The sequence below is a fragment of the Streptomyces sp. NPDC004721 genome (genome assembly GCF_053601495.1).
In genome coordinates, this window is the sequence record NZ_JBSGBZ010000031.1 from 62738 (window position 1) to 79165 (window position 16428).

13 protein-coding genes are annotated in these 16428 nt (G+C 72.9%); 8 read left to right on the forward strand and 5 right to left on the reverse strand.

Going from position 1 to position 16428, the window contains the following annotated elements; genetic code table 11:
• The first annotated feature begins 176 nt into the window (after positions 1-176).
• The 3 genes from phnA to ACWEK3_RS26480 all read left to right on the forward strand — a co-directional run bounded on the left by phnA (position 177) and on the right by ACWEK3_RS26480 (position 4111).
• Entirely contained in the window at positions 177-1421 is a 1245-nt protein-coding gene (gene phnA, locus ACWEK3_RS26470; protein WP_450542125.1) for a phosphonoacetate hydrolase, read from the forward strand.
• A 145-nt stretch (positions 1422-1566) separates the two neighbouring features.
• The gene (locus ACWEK3_RS26475; RefSeq protein ID WP_450542127.1) at positions 1567-2907 is read left to right on the forward strand and encodes an MFS transporter; all 1341 of its coding nucleotides are present in this window, start codon (positions 1567-1569) and stop codon (positions 2905-2907) included.
• Between the two features lie 70 nt (positions 2908-2977).
• Positions 2978-4111 carry a TIGR03364 family FAD-dependent oxidoreductase gene (locus ACWEK3_RS26480; protein WP_453250733.1) on the forward strand — a complete coding sequence of 378 codons (1134 nt, stop codon included), beginning with the start codon at positions 2978-2980 and terminating at the stop codon, positions 4109-4111.
• Between the two features lie 72 nt (positions 4112-4183).
• On the opposite strand, the gene ACWEK3_RS26485 is transcribed toward ACWEK3_RS26480, so the two are convergent.
• The 4 genes from ACWEK3_RS26485 to ACWEK3_RS26500 form a co-directional block, all read right to left on the reverse strand.
• Positions 4184-5641, reverse strand: a complete 1458-nt coding sequence (locus ACWEK3_RS26485) for an aldehyde dehydrogenase family protein (protein ID WP_453250734.1) — start codon at positions 5639-5641, stop codon at positions 4184-4186.
• A gap of 174 nt (positions 5642-5815) precedes the next feature.
• Positions 5816-6877 (reverse strand): P1 family peptidase, encoded by a 1062-nt coding sequence (locus tag ACWEK3_RS26490; RefSeq protein ID WP_453250735.1) that lies wholly within the window; start codon positions 6875-6877, stop codon positions 5816-5818.
• An 80-nt stretch (positions 6878-6957) separates the two neighbouring features.
• Positions 6958-8103 (reverse strand): winged helix DNA-binding domain-containing protein, encoded by a 1146-nt coding sequence (locus tag ACWEK3_RS26495; RefSeq protein ID WP_453250736.1) that lies wholly within the window; start codon positions 8101-8103, stop codon positions 6958-6960.
• A gap of 81 nt (positions 8104-8184) precedes the next feature.
• Complete coding sequence (locus tag ACWEK3_RS26500) at positions 8185-10365, reverse strand: MMPL family transporter (RefSeq protein WP_453250737.1); 2181 nt, start codon at positions 10363-10365, stop codon at positions 8185-8187.
• A gap of 209 nt (positions 10366-10574) precedes the next feature.
• Here ACWEK3_RS26500 and ACWEK3_RS26505 point away from each other — a divergent pair, with 209 nt between their 5' ends.
• Positions 10575-11699 carry a sensor histidine kinase gene (locus ACWEK3_RS26505; RefSeq protein ID WP_450542138.1) on the forward strand — a complete coding sequence of 375 codons (1125 nt, stop codon included), beginning with the start codon at positions 10575-10577 and terminating at the stop codon, positions 11697-11699.
• A complete protein-coding gene (locus ACWEK3_RS26510; RefSeq protein WP_450542140.1) occupies positions 11696-12358 on the forward strand; it encodes a response regulator in 663 nt (220 codons plus the stop codon). The genes ACWEK3_RS26505 and ACWEK3_RS26510 overlap by 4 nt, the downstream gene beginning before the upstream one ends.
• On the opposite strand, the gene ACWEK3_RS26515 is transcribed toward ACWEK3_RS26510, so the two are convergent.
• Positions 12322-12618 carry a hypothetical protein gene (locus tag ACWEK3_RS26515; protein WP_453250745.1) on the reverse strand — a complete coding sequence of 99 codons (297 nt, stop codon included), beginning with the start codon at positions 12616-12618 and terminating at the stop codon, positions 12322-12324. The genes ACWEK3_RS26510 and ACWEK3_RS26515 overlap by 37 nt on opposite strands.
• A gap of 514 nt (positions 12619-13132) precedes the next feature.
• Between ACWEK3_RS26515 and ACWEK3_RS26520 the strand changes: the two genes are divergently transcribed.
• From ACWEK3_RS26520 to ACWEK3_RS26530, 3 genes are all read left to right on the forward strand, one after another.
• On the forward strand, positions 13133-13480 hold the full coding sequence (locus tag ACWEK3_RS26520; RefSeq protein ID WP_450542142.1) for a hypothetical protein: 348 nt from the start codon (positions 13133-13135) through the stop codon (positions 13478-13480).
• Entirely contained in the window at positions 13477-15237 is a 1761-nt protein-coding gene (locus tag ACWEK3_RS26525) for a CoA transferase (RefSeq protein ID WP_453250738.1), read from the forward strand. The genes ACWEK3_RS26520 and ACWEK3_RS26525 overlap by 4 nt, the downstream gene beginning before the upstream one ends.
• Before the next feature lie 75 nt (positions 15238-15312).
• Entirely contained in the window at positions 15313-16308 is a 996-nt protein-coding gene (locus tag ACWEK3_RS26530) for a UbiA family prenyltransferase (RefSeq protein ID WP_453250739.1), read from the forward strand.
• The last annotated feature ends 120 nt before the right edge of the window (positions 16309-16428 follow it).

Here is a 16428-nt window from a genome sequence, read left to right on the forward strand (position 1 = left end):
CAGAACACCCTGGTGGGGAGGGTGCGAGAGGCGGCGAGAGCACCGTTCGCGGCTATGACCGTCATAGCGAATCCGGTGGTTCTGCCCGTCCCCGGAGCGGTGCTACCCATGAAACAGCGGGACGGCCGACGCGATGGCCCTCCCGGCTCCTTCGACCTTCAGAGGTGGATCCGCACATGACCGAACCGCTGACAGTGAACGGACGCCGCTACCACCGGCCCCGCCGGCCCGTCGTCGTGGTGTGCATCGACGGCAGCGAGGACGCCTACCACGAGCGGGCCATCGCCGACGGCCGCATGCCCTTCCTGGAACGCATGCTCCATGCGGGCAGCGACCTGCGCGCCGACTGCACGATGCCGTCCTTCACCAATCCGAACAACCTGTCCATCGCCACTGGGGTGCCGCCCTCCGTCCACGGCATCTGCGGCAACTACTTCTACGACACCGCCGCCGGCACCGAGGTCATGATGAACGACCCCGAACTGCTGCGCGCGCCCACCCTGTTCGCCGCCTTCTCGCAGCAAGGGTCCAAGGTCGCCGTCATCACCGCCAAGGACAAGCTGCGCCGCCTCCTCGGCAGCGGTCTCGTCGACGGCATCTGCTTCTCCGCCGAGAAGGCCGACCAGGCCACGGAGGAGGAGAACGGCATCGGCAAGGTCCTCGCCCGGACCGGCATGGAACTGCCGTCCGTCTACAGCGCCGAGCTCAGCGAACTGGTCATGGCCGCCGGGGCCGACATCCTCGACAAGGACCGCCCCGACCTGATGTACCTGTCGCTCACCGACTACATCCAGCACAAGCACGCCCCCGGATCGCCCGTAGCCAACGACTTCTACGCCATGCTCGACCAGTACTTCGAGCGCATCGACGCGCTCGGCGCGGTACTCGTCGTCACGGCCGACCACGGTATGAACGCCAAGGCCGACCGCGACGGGAACGCCCGGGTCATCCATCTCCAGGACGTCCTCGACGCCCAGCTGGAGCCGGGCTCCGCACGGGTCGTGCTGCCGATCACCGACCCGTACACCGTGCACCACGGCGCACTGGGCTCCTACGCCACCGTCCATCTGCCCGAGCACGCCGACGCCGGCGCCGTCACCGCCCGACTCCAGGCCCTGGAGGGCGTGGACACAGTGCTGACCCGCGGCGAGGCGGCCGCCCGTTTCGAGCTGCCCGGCGACCGCATCGGCGACCTCGTCGTCATCGCGGAACGCAACACCGTGCTCGGTACGACGCCCGCCCGGCACGACATCTCCGGTTTCACCGAGCCCCTGCGCTCGCACGGGGGGCTGTCCGAGCAGAAGGTGCCGTTCCTCGTGAACGCGCCCGTCCCCGGTCTGCCCGACGGACACCGCCTGCGCAACTTCGACGCGTTCTGGGTCGGCACGGCGATCGCGGCAGGTGAGCCGCTCTCCGTCTGACCCGTCCAGCACACCCGTCGGCGACCGGCCCCGGCCGCCGGGGCCCGCCCGCCGAGCCCCGAGTACGAGCGTCCGGGGCCTTGCCATGCCCGCTGCCGCCCCCCACGCCAGCCCATCCGCCCCAGACGAGGGACAGGACACCGCCATGGCCGACCTCGCACCACCGCAACCGCACCGCACTCCCCTGACCGGCCCGGCACATGCCGACGCCGTCCGCTGGCGACGGCGGATCTTCGCCGTGACCTGGCTCGCCTATGCCGGGTTCTACTTCGTGCGCCAGGCCTTCTCCGTCGCCAAGCTCGGCATCCTCGACGACCCTGCCGCCAACACCGCCCTCACCGAACACGCCCTCGGCGTCATCGACGCGGTGTACCTCGCCGCCTATGCGGCCGGGCAGTTCCTGTGGGGCATGTGGGCCGACCGCTTCGGTCCCCGGGTGGTCGTCATCGGCGGCATGATCGGTGCCATCGCCGCGGCCTGCGTGATGGGCCTCAGCAGTGCTCTGCTGGTTTTCGGCGGCGCGATGGTCGTCCAGGGCCTCGCCCAGTCGGCCGGCTGGGCACCGCTGTGCAAGAACATGGGCAGCTTCTTCCCCATGCGGCAGCGCGGCCGGGCTCTCGGACTGTGGAGCACCAACTACGCGTTCGGCGGTCTGGCCGCGCCCCCGTTCCTCGGCTGGATCGCGTACGCCCTCTTCGACAGCTGGCGGGCCGCGTTCTTCTCGGGCGCGGCGACGCTCGGCGCCGTCCTGCTGTTGTTCGCGGCGTTCCAGAAGAACTCCCCGCGGGAGGCGGGCATCGCCGAGGACGACGCACCGGCCGGGGAGCCGACGCCGGGCGGGCGGCCCGCACCAGCCATGGATACCGGTGAACGGCGCCGCGGGATCGCCCTCTACCGTGAGACGCTGCGCGACCGCATGGTGCTGACCCTCGGCGCCACCTACTTCCTCCTCAAACCCGCCCGCTACGCGATCCTGCTGTGGGGTCCCGTACTCGTCAGCCGGCGGCTTCCCGACCTCGACAAGGTCGGTGCCGTCCTCGTCCCGATCGCGTTCGGCGCGGCGGGAGTTCTCGCTCCCATCGGCGTCGGCTGGCTCTCCGACCGGCTGTTCGCCTCGCGCCGCGTACCGCCGTGCGTGCTCGCGCTGGCCCTGCTGACGGCCGCCCTGGCGCTGTTCATGCCGCTCACCGCGACCGGCAGCGTCGCGGTCATGATCGGCGTCCTCGCCGTGATCGGACTGAGCGTGTACGCCGCCGACTCGATGATCTCCTGCGTCGCCGCAGTGGACTTCGGCACCGACAAGGGTGCGGGCACGGCGGCCGGGCTGGTCAACGGCTGCGGCTCCGTCGGTGCGATCCTCGGTGGCCTGCTGCCCGGGTTCCTCTCCGGGGGCGTGCTGTTCACCGGGTTCGCCGTCGCCGCGCTGCTCGCCGGGCTGCTGATGCTGCCGCACTGGAACCGGACGCCGCGCGCGGCCGGTGTGTGAGCTCCGTTCCTTCAGGACTCCTGCGTGACCCCTCGCCGTACCTTCCGCCGTACCCAGAGAGGAACACCCCATGACCGTCAACCGGGCCGACACCGTCGTCGTCGGCGCAGGCATCGTCGGACTCGCGCACGCCCTGGCCGCCGCCCGCCGCGGCGAACGCGTCGTCGTCTTCGAACGCGACGACTTCGCCGTCGGCGCCTCCATCCGCAACTTCGGCATGATCTGGGCCATCGGCCAGGAACGCGGCGTCGTCTACGAACGTGCGCTGCGCAGCCGGGAGATCTGGCTGGAGATCGCCGCCAAGACCGGGCTGTGGGCCGAGCAGACCGGCTCGCTGCACCTCGCCCACCACCCCGACGAGGTGGCGGTCCTCGAGGAGTTCCTCGCCGCCGCGCCCGCCGCGCGGGAACGCGGCACCACCATGATCACCGCCCGGGAGGCGACCGGGCGCAGCGCTACCGCCCGGCCGGACGGTCTGCTGGCCGCCCTGTGGAGCCCCACCGAGGTCAACATCGACCCCCGGCGGGCGATCCCCGCCGTCGCCGAACACCTCGTCGCCGAGTACGGGGTGGACATCCGGTTCGGCACCACCGTGCGCTCGATCGACATGCCGGCTGTCGCCACGACCGCGGGCGAGTGGCACGCCGAGCGGGTCTTCGTGTGCACCGGGAACGACTTCGCGACGCTTTATCCGGACGTCTTCGCCGAGAGCGGCCTGGTCCGCTGCAAGCTCCAGATGATGCGGACCGGCGTGCAGCCGGGCGGCCGGCAGCTCGGGCCGATGCTCTGCGGCGGTCTCACCCTGCTGCACTACGCGGCCTTCAACGGCCTGACCGCTCGTGCCGCGCTCGCCGACCGGATGGCCGTCGAGCTGCCGTTCCACCGCGAGCACGGCATCCACGTCCTGCTGTCCCAGACGGCGGACGGACGGCTGACGATCGGCGACAGCCACGCCTACGGCATGACGCACGATCCGTTCGAGAACGAGGAGATCAACGAGGCCGTCCTCTCCTACCTGGACACCTTCGCCGCCCTCCCCGACGCCCGCATCACCGAACGCTGGGCGGGCTACTACCCCTCGCTGCGGGACGGGCGCACCGAACTCGTCGTCTCCCCGGAGCCAGCCGTCACCGTCGTCAACGGTGTCGGCGGCGCCGGCATGACCCTGTCCTTCGGACTCGCGGAGGAGAACATCGGCGACTGAGCGCAGGACGGTGAGGAGCCCGGCGGAACGTTCCCGCCGGGCTCCTCACCGTTTCCGGACCGGTCTCCCGGGTCAGTAGGCGATGCAGGCCGAATGCCATGCGGTGTAGAAGTCCCACACCTGGGGCGAACACTCCGGGGGCCCGTACTGGGACGCCTTCGCGCCCGTGTGTGGCAGATGCGCGTACGCGCCGACCCCCGGCCGGTTCACGTGCAGCATCCCCGCCTCGAAGCGCTCCACCGCCTCGAACGCCCGTGACTGGGAGGCCGTGAACACCGTCGCACTCATTCCGTACTTCACCGAGTTCGCGATCCGTATCGCGTCGTCGAACCCGTCCGCGTCGACCACGGCCAGCACCGGGCCGAAGACCTCCTCCTGGGCGAGCTCGCTGTTCCACGGGACGTCCCGGATCACCGTCGGCTGCACGTAGCACCCCTGTGGCAGGTCCGCCCGTTCCTCCGGGCCGCCGCCGCAGAGCACCTTGCCGCCGTCGCGCTGAGCCCCGGCGATCGCCGACAGGGCCGCGTCCCTGCGTACCGTGTTGACCACTGGGCACACCTGGGAGGCCGGGTCGTCACCCGGGCCGACGCGCAGCCCGGCGACCCGTGGCACCAGCCGCTCGAGGAACTCCTCCCGCACCCGTACGTCCACCACCGCGCGGCTCGTCGCGCTGCACCGCTGTCCGGCCTGCCCGAACGCGCCGTGCACGACGGCGTCCACGGCCCGGTCCAGGTCGGCGTCGTCACAGACCACGACCGCGTTCTTGCCGCCGAGCTCCAGCTGGGTGCGCAGCAGGCGGTCCGCGCCGGCGGTCTGGATGGCGGTGCCCACGGCGAGCGAGCCGGTGAAACTGATGCCCGCCACAGCCGGGTTGGCGACGAGCGCCTCGCCGGCCGCGACGTCGCCCTGCACCAGGTTGAGTACCCCGTCCGGGACTCCGGCCTGCTGGAACACCTCCACCAGCAGGGCTGCGGTGAGCGGGGTCAGCGGCGAGGGTTTCAGCACCGCCGTGCACCCCGACAGCAGCGCCGGTGCCACTTTCCACATCGGGATCGCCAGAGGGAAGTTCCACGGCGAGACCAGACCCACCACGCCGATCGGGCGGCGGAAGGTGTAGGCGAACGTGCGCTCGTCCTCCGCGGGCGCCGTCACGCCGCCGAGCAGCCGCGCCTGCCCGGCCGTGAAGTCGAGTACGGCGCGTGCCCGGGCCACTTCACCGCGTGCCTCGGCGAGCAGCTTGCCCTGCTCGCGGGTGATGACGGCGGCGAACTCCTCGGCCCGTTCGGTGAGCAGGGTTCCGGCCCGTGCGAGAAACTCGGCTCGCCGGACCGGCCCGAGTCCACGCCAGCCGGGCAGCGCGGCCGTGGCGGCGTCGACCGCCCGGTCCACGTCGACGCCGCCCGACTCGGCGAACTCCCCGATCCGGTCGCTGACGTCGGCCGGGTTGGTGTTCTCCCTGGTCAGTCCCGACTCGGCCGGGTCCCATTGTCCGTCGATGAAGTTGCGCCGAAGGTGCTGTGACTGTGCCATGCCCTCCCCTTCGCTGGACCAACGCCGGCCGTGCTGCCGGACGTGGTCAGGCTCTCCGAAGGGCCGGGCCGTCACAATGCGCGATTGCCGAATGCGGCCGATAGCCGCGGCCTATCGCGTGCCGCCGCTGGTCCGGTGCCAGCCGGCCGGCCGCGCCGTCTCGTACGGGACCGATCAGAGCGCGGGAGTTCTGAGGGCGTCGAGCAGCCGGTCCGCGGGCAGGGCCGGCAGGGTGCGGCCGCCGAAGCCCGTGGTCGTGGTCGCGGCGAGCAGGGAGTTGAGCACCGCCTCCTCGACGGCGTCGAGGACGGCTTCGAACAGGGGCCCCAGTTCGGCGTCCGCCACCGGGGCGCCCGCCTCGGGTCGCGTACCGAAGGCGATGGCGTAGTCGCCGCTGCCGTGGCTGTAGGCCGCGCCGGTGCGGGCCAGGGCGAACACGGCCCGCCGCGCGACGCGGGTGAGCTGCCGCGCGTCGACGGGGGCGTCCGTGGCCACCACGATCATGCAGGAGCCGGTCTCCGCGACCGGCGCCGGGTCTCCGGTCATGCCCAGGGACCGAGGTGTGACGCAGCGGCCGAGCACCCGCAGCGTGCCGCCGAAGTTCGCCTGCACCAGGACCCCGGCGGTGCACCGCCGGCCCGCCAGTTCGGGGGTGCGCGAGGCGGTTCCGATGCCCGCCTTGAACCCCAGGGCGCCCGTTCCGGTTCCCGCGCCGACGCAGCCCTCGGCCACCGCGCCGCCCGACGCTCCGTCGAGCGCGGCCCGGACGTGTTCCTCGTGCACCGGCCGCGCGCGGATGTCGGACAGGAAGCCGTCGTTGCATTCGCCCACAACCGGGTTGAGGCTCTGCACCTCGCCGCATCCGGGCTGTTCGAGCATCCACCCGACGAGGGCGTCGGCGACCCGGAACGCCGACAGGGTGGAGGTGAGCAGCACCGGGGTCTCCAGCGTGCCGAGTTCGGTGAGCTGGGTGGTGCCGATGAGCTTGCCGTAGCCGTTGCCGGTGAACAGCCCGGCGGGCAGCGGCGAGTGGGGGCCGACGGTCCCGGACACGACCGCGGTCACTCCGCTGTGCACGTCGGGAGGACGCCGGACGGTGGTGTGCCCGACCCGGACGCCCGGCACATCGGTGATCGCGTTGAGGGGCCCGGTACCACCCTGCCCGACGACGATGCCGAGGTCACGGGCCCGAGGCCGGGTGCCCTGTGCCGACTGGGCGTGCGCCATGGGTTCCATACGACCGGACGCTACGCGCCGCACCGCTCGTTCGGGCAGCCGGGTCGGACAGGTCGGCCTGCACCGGCATGGGGTACGGCTCAGTCGCCACGCAGCAGGCGTGTCTCGGCGGCCGGCAGCCCCTTGGCCCACCAGTGGCCGTAGCGCCGGTATACCGTGTCCTCGCGGTCGGCGAGGAACCGCGTGAGCGAGCCGGCCTCCCTGGCCAGTCCCCGCCAGACGTGCTTCGGAAGCGGGTGGAAGGCGGTGGCCTCGATTCCTCCGTCGACGGGACGCCAGACGCCGGCGACGTAGCCGTCGACCAGCAGGGTGGGCAGTACGTCGCCGTTCACGCGCGTCACCAGCTTGCGGTACGCGGGCGGGATGACGCGGGCGCGGTCGGCGTAGACCAGCAGGATGCTGTCCCACATCGCCATCAGCCGGGGCGGGGCCGGGGTGTCCTCGGCCGGCCGCGGCGCGCCGGGGATGTCGTACAGCACCGTGCCGTCGGGGCCTTCCAACTGCTCCAGTTCGGCGGCGAGTGACTGCACCGCCATCCTCACTCTGGCCCGCTGGACCAGCGCGAACTGCGCCATGTCCGCCACCGACGCCGGGCCGAAGCCCTCCAGGTAGCGGCGTATCAGAGTGCGCAGACCCTCGACGGCGGCGTCCGGGTCGGCCAGCTCCGGCGGCGTGCCGGCGGCGACGTACGACTGCTGCGTGCCGAACGACCAGGGACCTCCCGTGGGCGCGTGCCACAGCGGCGCGTACTGGCGCAGCATCCGCCAGGCCGCCGGTTCCACCGGCGCGCCCAGCAACTCCTCGATGCGGCCCCGCGCCTCGGCGGCGGACCGCGGCCGGCCGGTGTACTCCAGCAGTCCCGGGATCAGCGCGTGGGCGTCGGCGGTGGTGAGCCCGGACGCCGTGAAGCGGGAGTCGCCGAGCCGGGAGGCGCGCAGTGTCGGTTCCATGGCCTCGCGGAACACCCGGTAGTCCTCCGCGTGGACCATGTGCAGCGTGATCCGCATCAGCGTCGACCTGACCGCCCGGTGGCCGGCCACGGCGGCGTCGAGGCCCGCCGGGTCGAAGCCGCTGAGCCGGTTCCACAGCGCCAGGTACGGCGAGGCGGGGTGCTGTGCCTGAAGAGCGACCACGCGCCGCACCGCGTCGGCGGCGGTGAGCGGCTCCCGGTCGAGCAACAACTGCCGGGCGAGGGTTGAGCGGTTGAGGGCGCGCGCGGTAATCATCCGGCCATCATGCCGAGCCTGTCTCCCGGTCGTGCGGGGAACCCCGCCCAAGGGTCCCCCGCACACCGGCTGGAGCAAAGGTCAGACCCTGGCCTCCTCCGCGACCTCGGCGCCTCGAGCCGCGGTCGTCCTCGGCGAACGGCGTCCGGGCATCCACCAGTTGGCGTTGCCGCACAGTTCCATCACCGCGGGGACGAGGATCATCCGGATGATGGTGGCGTCGATGAGCACGGCGACGGCCATGCCCAGCCCTCCCTGCTTGACCGCGACGTCGGGGCCGAGCAGGGAGGTCGTGAAGACGGCGACCATGATGGCGGCCGCCGCCGTGATGACCTTGGCGGTCCGCGCCATCCCGCGAGCGACGGCCATCCGGGTGTCGCCGGTGCGCTCGTACTCCTCACGGACCCGCGAGATCAGGAAGACCTCGTAGTCCATGGACAGGCCGAACAGAACCGGGAAGATCATCATCGGCACCCAGGTCGTGATCGGCATCTCGGTGGGGAAACCGAGGGCCGAGCCCAGCCATCCCCACTGGACGACCGCGACGAGCACGCCGTAGGCGGCACCGATCGCCAGCAGGTTCATCACGGCGGCCTGCAGCGCGATCGTGACCGACCGGACCAGCGCGATCAGCAGCACCAGGGACAGCGCGATGACGACCGCGATCATCAGGGGCAGGCGCGAGCCGATGTCGTCGGCCATGTCGATCGTGCCGGCGTTCGGGCCACCGACGTAGACCCCGTCGCCGCCGGGTGCCTTGGGCAGCACGTCGTCGCGGAGCCGGTGCACCACGTCCGCGGTCGCCTCGTCCTGGTATCCGGTCCGGGGGAAGGCCATGAAGATCGCGGCCTGCCCGTCCTTGCTGACCTGGGGCGGTGTGGTGTGGGCGATGCCCTCGGTCTTGCCGACCGCTTCGACGACGGGACCCAGACCGGTGTGTCCGGAGCCGACCTCGGTGGCGAAGATCAGGGGTGCGCCGTAGCCGGGACCGAAGCCCTCGGAGAGGATCTTGTACGAGGTGTAGCTGCTCCTGTCGTGGGGCTGGACACTGGCGTCGGGGTTGCTCAGCCGCATCGACAGCGTGGGGGCGGCCAGCACCAGCAGGACCGCGCCGGCCAGTACCGCGGCGACCAGCGGCCTGCGCTGCACCACGCCGGCCCAGCGCTCGGCGAGGGTACGGCGCTCCCGGGCCGGGACACCGTCGGCCCCGCTCCGGCGCGACGTACGACGGGGCAGGCGCAGCGAGTTGATCCGGTGGCCGGTGAAGCCCAGGAACGCCGGCAGCAGGGTCACCGCGGCGATCATCGTCACCAGCACGATCACCGACGTGGCGACGGCCACCCCGGTCATCAGCCGCTGTCCCATGACGATCAGGCCCATCAGCGCGATCACGACGGTCGTGCCGGCGAACAGGACCGCGTGACCGGCCGTGGTGATGGCCTTGACCGTGGCGGTCTCCGGCTCGTCGCCGGCCTGCAGGCCGTCCTTGTAGCGGGTCACGATGAACAGCGCGTAGTCGATGCCGACGCCGAGCCCGATCATCGCGGCGAGGATCGCGGTGAAATCGGGTGAGGGGACCAGATACCCCACCAGCTTCATCAGGGCGAGGCCGGCGACGATCGCCAGAAGGGCGGTCACGATCGGCAGTCCCATCGCCACCAGCGACCCGAAGGCGATGAACAGGATCACGGCTGCCGCCACGATGCCCACGCTCTCGGACGAACCCTGCGCGGGTGTCTCGGCCTTCTCCGCCTTCTCCCCGCCCAGCCCCAGCGTCACGCCGTCGCCGGAGGCCTCCTTGACCATGGTCACCAAGGGCTTGACCTCGGTCTTCTTCACATCCTTGGCGGTCAGCGGGATGGTCGTACGGGCGATGCGACGATCCTTCGTCACCAGATCCTCGTCCTGATACGGCGAGGTCACCGGTCCCGTAAGGGGGGAGGCGTCCAGATCGGCGACGACCTTCTCGATCTTCTGCCGGGCGGCGGGGTCGTCGATCCCCTTCTCCGCCTTGATCGCGAGAGTCAGCGTGTCCCCCTGCCGCTCGGGGAAGTGCTTCTCGATCAGCGCCTGCGCCTTGGCGGAGTCGGAGTTTCCGCCGGAGAAGTCGTTGTCGGGGGCGGCGCCGAAGCCGAAGCCGGCGAACGCCACGGCGATCACGCCGACGATCCAGGCCAGGAGCACCAGGCGGCGCCGCCGGTAGCAGAACCGGGCCAGTCCCGCCAGGGCTCCTTCCGTACGGGGGGTGTCGGTTGCCGTCATCTTCTCCTCCTGCGACTGGACGTCGCCCGATCATGTCCGCCGGACCCGCCGCCGAACGTCCCTCAGGCGCGGACACTTTGGGCTGCTACCGGCGGCGCACGCGGCCGCGGCGGATACCGCGGGCGGCGCTCCTGTACCGCGGGCGCGGTACAGGAGCGCTCGTCCGCGAGCGTGATCCGCCCGCGGCGGCGTCCCGTTAGGGTGCGCCCATGGACAAAGGACGGTTCGGTGTCCCGGCCGGTGTCGGGGACTGGGCGATCGCCGTCGGCGTGGCGGGGGCGCTGCTGGCCACCGGGCTGTCCGGGGGGCACTCCGCCGACGACCTCGGCCTGCTCGGCTACGCGCTGCTGGTGGCCGGCGGTCTGGCGCTGGCCGCGCGCCGCCGGGCCCCGCTGCCCGTGCTGGCCGTCACCGGACTGTGCGCGGTGGGCTACCAGGCGGTCGGCTTCGATGTGCCCGCCGTCGCCTACCTGTTCGCGGTGTACGCCGCCATGCGAGCGGGGCACCGCACCGTCACCGTCGCGGCGAGCGTGGCCATGCTGGCCGCCCTCCCCCTCGCGGCCCTCGCCTCCCTGCACGACACGGGCCAGGCGTTCGCGCAGGCCCGCGGCGCCCTCGAAGTGGCCTGGCTGATCGCGGCCGGCGCGGCGGGCGAGGCGCTACGGCAGGCCGAGCGGCGGGCGGACGAGGCCGAACGCACCCGGGAGGAGACCGCGCGGCGCCGCGCCGACGAGGAACGGCTGCACATCGCACGGGAGTTGCACGATTCCCTCACCCACCAGATCTCCATCATCAAGGTGCAGGCCGAGGTCGCCGTCCATGTGGCCCGCAGGCGCGGCGAACAGGTGCCGGCGGCGCTGCTGGCGATCCAGGAGGCGGGACGTGAGGCGAGCCGGGAGCTGCGCGCGACCCTGGAGGCGCTGCGCGACGACGACACGGCCCCGCCGCGCGGTCTCGACCACGTCCCGGAGCTCGTGGAACGGGCCCGTGCCATCGGCCTGGACGCGACGCTGACGATCAAGGGGCAACGGCACGACGTGCCCGCCGCGGTGGACCGGACGGTCTACCGGATCGTTCAGGAGTCGCTGACCAACATCGCCCGGCATGCCGCCGCGGACTCGGCGTCGGTCCGGATCGACTGCCGACCGGACGCGCTCACGATACGCGTCGACGACGACGGCAGGGCCACGCCGGGCACCGCCCCGGTGCCCGGCGTGGGACTGCTGGGGATGCGTGAGCGCGTCACCGCCCTCGGGGGCCGGCTGCGGGCCGAGCCGCGTACCGAGGGAGGCTTCACCGTCCAGGCCGAACTACCCGTGGAGCAGACGTCGTGATCCGTGTCCTGCTGGTCGACGACCAGCCGCTCCTGCGCAGCGGATTCCGCGCGCTGCTCGACATGGAGGACGACATCGAGGTGGTGGCCGAGGCCGGCGACGGCATGGCCGGCCTGGCCCTGGTCCGGGAGCACCTGCCCGACATCGCGCTCGTCGACATCCGGATGCCGGTCCTCGACGGCATCGAGGTGACGCGGCGCATCGCCGCGGACCAGGCGCTGTCCGGGGTGCACGTCGTCATCCTGACCAACTACGGCCTGGACGAGTACGTCTTCGACGCGCTGCGGGCCGGGGCGGCCGGATTCCTCGTCAAGGACATCGTGCCGGAGGACTTCCTGCACGCCGTGCGTGTCGCCGCGCGGGGCGACGCCCTGCTCGCGCCGTCGATCACCCGCAAGCTGATCAGCCGGTACGTCACCCAGCCGCTCGACACGGGAGTCGGCCCGGGCCTGAAGGAACTGACCAACCGCGAACGCGAGGCGGTCGCCCTGGTCGCGCAGGGGCTGTCCAACGACCAGATCGCCGACCGCATGGTGATCAGCCCGATGACCGCGAAGACCCACGTCAACCGGGCCATGGTCAAACTCCGGGTCCGTGACCGCGCCCAACTCGTGGTCCTGGCCTACGAGTCGGGCCTGGTGACCCCGCGAAGCCGCTGACTGCGTCGGGCGGACCGCCGCCGTACCGGTCGGCACGCCGCGGCCGGGGCGGGGGCCGGGCGTGGCAGACAACCGGCGGCGAGAATCCCCCGCACCTCGTGATCGGTCATGTCCCGCACGTGCGAGCGCCGGGCGTTCATCCCGGCGACGACCTGCCGCGACACATCGCATCCGGTGACGGTGAGCCCGGCGGCGCCGGCGGTCCTGGCGAGCGGCAGCCCGACGTACCCGAGACCCACGACGGCCGGATCGCACACCATCCGCGCCTCTCCGCCGGGCCCCCAGTGACCGGGCGGGCCCGACGGCTCGCCGGTGACCGCCACCGCTGTGCATCGTGCACCGGGCCGCCGCAGGCCCCGGAGGCCGACAGGCCGCGCGCCTCCGACCGGGCGATCGTGCTCACTCAGCGCAGTGAAACCCACGTGCCCCCGGAACCGGCCGTCCCGGCGGCGAACCCGGGCCGCACGGCGGGGATGCCGCAGCGCGGCCACGAACGGAGTCGACACGGAGAGCAAGCTGACTGTCGCTCAATGTGATCTTCTGTGTGTGTCGTCGGGCAACGGGCCCGCGATGTCCAAGGAGATTTCATGCACCGCTGTCGGCAAGCGCTTCGCCATCGCCTTGGCCGCCGCGTCCCTCGCGGGCGTCCTCGGTCTGGCCGGCTCGGGTCGGCCCAGACGACGAGCGCGACGACCGCGCCCGAGCCGTTCTGAGCCGACCGCGGGGAGCCGCCGCAACGGTCGGCGGCTCCCCCAGTCCCGAGAGGTGAATCCCATGCGTCGTACCGCGCTCACCGCCGCGCCGGCCGCCGGAGTCGTCTTCGCCGGCGTCGGCCCGGCCGTCGCGCAGAACGCCCCCGGCAACGCCCGTGACGTCCCGGACACCAACCAGGTCGTCGTGTTCAGCGACGAGTTGCTCCCGCTGGAGGCATACCCGGACCCGCACGGCTGCCATCGGCTGCCCGCGCGCCACTCCCGTCTGGTGCTACACCTGCGTGACCGCCTCGTCGCCGCCGGCATGACCGACGCCGAACTCGCCGAGGTGCGCGAGGCGATGCGGCATCCGCGGTTCCGGGCCGGCTCGTGCGTGATCCACTCCGTGCAGGGGCGGCGAGGCCGGTGAGCGTCGACGCGTGCGTACGGACCGAGGCGCGTCGGGCGCCCGAACCGCACCGGCCGCTGGCCGGGATCCAGGTGAGCGCCGCGGGCGGCTCGACGGCGCTCGCGGTCGCCGCCGATCACCTGGCGCTCCTCGGCTGCGAACCGGCCACCGCCGGCCCGGGGCACGGCACCGGTGACACTCGTCCGGGGCACGGCACCGGTGACGCGGGCACCCTCGTCGCCGCTACGGGTGCCGGCGGCCTCACCTGCGCCATCGACTGGGCGGGCCCGGTGGCGCTGCCCCTGGCGAGCGAGGCCGATGTGCAGTCCGCCTGCGGCATCGCCCATATCCACGGGCGCCGGTACGGGACGCCCACGCCGCTCGGCCTCGACTACGCCGGAACGGTGGCCGGGGTACTCGCCGTGACCGGCATGCTCGCCGCGTTCCACGCCGCCGCGCGCGGCACCCGGATCGGCCGGGTGCGCACCTCGGTGGCGCAGGGCGCGCTCCTCGCCACCGGCCAGTACCTGGCCATGGCGAGCGCCGCCCGTACGCACCCTTCGGACGTGCCGGTGCCGATGACGTCCCCCGCTCCGGACGCCGCGGCACCGCCGTTCACCAGCGCCGACGGGGTCAGGTTCGAGATCGAGACACTCGACGCCGAGGCCTGGCAGAGCTTCTGGACCCTCCTCGACGCCGAGCGGACCGCGATCCGCCGGGGCTGGTCCCCGTTCCAGAACCGGTTCGCCACCGCTGTCTGCCCGCTGCCCGCCGCACTGCACCGCGTCGCCGCGCGGCGTTCCTACCAGGTGATCCGCTCCGTGGGCGCCCGGACCGACGTCAGCGTGCTGCCCGTCCGCGGCCCCGACGCACCGGAGCCGGGCGCCCTGCCCGAGACCCCGTGGACCGTCAGCGCACTGCCCGCGGACCGGCGGACCGCGGCGGGGCCCGCCGTGCCCTCACCCGCCACGGCCTCCCCCACGGTGTCCGGGCCACTCGCCGGGCTGGTCGTCGTCGAGTCCACCGGACGAGTGCAGGGGCCGCTCGCCGGGCACGTACTCGCCCGGCTCGGAGCCCGGGTGATCAAGGTCGAACCGCCGGGCGGGGACCCCCTGCGCGGCACCGAGCCGCTGGTCGGTGGCTGCTCGGCCCGCTTCCTGGCGCTCAACCAGGGCAAGGACGCGGTGGAGGCGAACCTGCGGACCCCGGGCGGCCGCGGCACGCTCCGCGAACTCGTCCGCGACGCCGATGTGTTCCTGCACGACTGGGCCCCTGGCAAGGCGGCCGCGTGGCACCTCGACGCGACCGATCTGGCCGGTGTCCGGCCCGGTCTCGTCCATGCCCGGGCGTCCGGCTGGGGCGAGGCCCTCGGGCCCACCCCGCCGCTCGGCACCGACTACCTGGTGCAGGCGGGCAGCGGCCTGGCCGGGCTGACCGCGCGGCACGGCGAGCCACCGACGCCCTCGCTGATGACGCTGCTCGACGTGCTCGGCGGTCTGGTCTGCGCCGAGGGGGTGCTGGCCGCGCTGGCGGCGCGCTCCACCAGCGGCCGCGACAGACACGGCAGCGCTCCACTCCTGCGTGTGGACACCTCTCTGCTCTCCGCCGCGACCCTACTGACCCGGCACGGATCCGGCGCCGCCGCCTCCCGCCGTCCCGGGCCGTCGGTGCCGCTGACGTCCGACCTCACCGAACTCGCCACGGACCCGCGGTTCGACGCCGCACTGACCCGGGCCGGCTGTGTCCTGCCCGGCACGCCCTGGGAGTTCACCGCATGACGGAGACCTGGACCACGGCGACACCGCTGCTCCGCGCCCCGCGGACGCCCGACGCCACGACCACAGGGAGCGTCCATGACCAGTGAGCTCAGTACCGGAACCGCCACGGAACCGCCGCCCCAGGAGGCCGGCGTCCGCACCGGCCGGGACCCGGGGGCACGGCTGCCCGCCTACCTCCGGCCGGCCAAGCTCGGCATGGTCGACTGCTACCTCAGCCTGGCCGTCGTCTGGTCGCTGCTCCCCGCGTCCCAGCGGCTCGACGGCGCGTCGCTGCCGACACTGCTCGCGTTCCTGCTGGGCGAGGTGTGCCTGGTGGCGGCGGCCGTCGCGTTCGGCGACGTCACCGGCTACCGGGACGGAACCGGCGCCGCGAACTACGGCCCCGACGCGCCGGCACGGGCACCGGCCCGCAAGCCGCTGCCGGCCGGGACGCTCAGCGAGGCGGCCGCGATCCGTTTCGCCTGGTGCGCGCTCGTCGCCGGGTGTCTGTGCTGGACGGCGGCGCTGGCCTGGGCGCCGCACCGCCCGTTGTGGGCGGTGCTCGCCCTGGTGGCCGCCGCCGTCGTCGTCCCGCAGTACTCGTGGGGCCTGCGGCTCAGCTACCGGGGATTCCAGGAAGTGTTCCTCGCCGTGGTCGGCTGGGCCTTCGTGCTGCCGCCGTTCGGCCTGCTCACCGGGGAGGCGACCGGGCTCGCGGCCGTGGAGGCGTTCCTGTTCGGGCTGGGTCCGGTCCTGTTCGGCGTGTACTCCAACACCCACGACGTCGCAGGTGACCGCGCGGTGGGCCGGCCGACCGCCGCGTGTCTGCTGTCCCTCCGCGGCAACCGCCTGTTCATCGGCGCGCTGTCGGTACTCGAGACCGCGGCGATCGTCACCGCGCCGCCGCTGGGGTTCGCCCCGTGGTGGTTCCCGCTCGCCTTCGTCCCGCTGAAGGCGACCCGCGTCCGGCAGTTCACGGTCGGCATGGTGCGCGGTGACGTCCTGCGCGGCCGGCTGATCGGCATCCGGGCCCACCGGATCCTGGTCGTCACACTCGTGGCGGTCAATCTCACGATCGCCGGCCTCGCCTGAGCCGGAAGGGCGGGGCGAGGACCCGGGCCGACGTCCCCGCGCTCCGTGCGGAGGCCCGCCCGACCCGCCGAGCCCCATCTTCCATCAGCTCCCGTGCGCGTAACGGGATTCCTCGGAGGT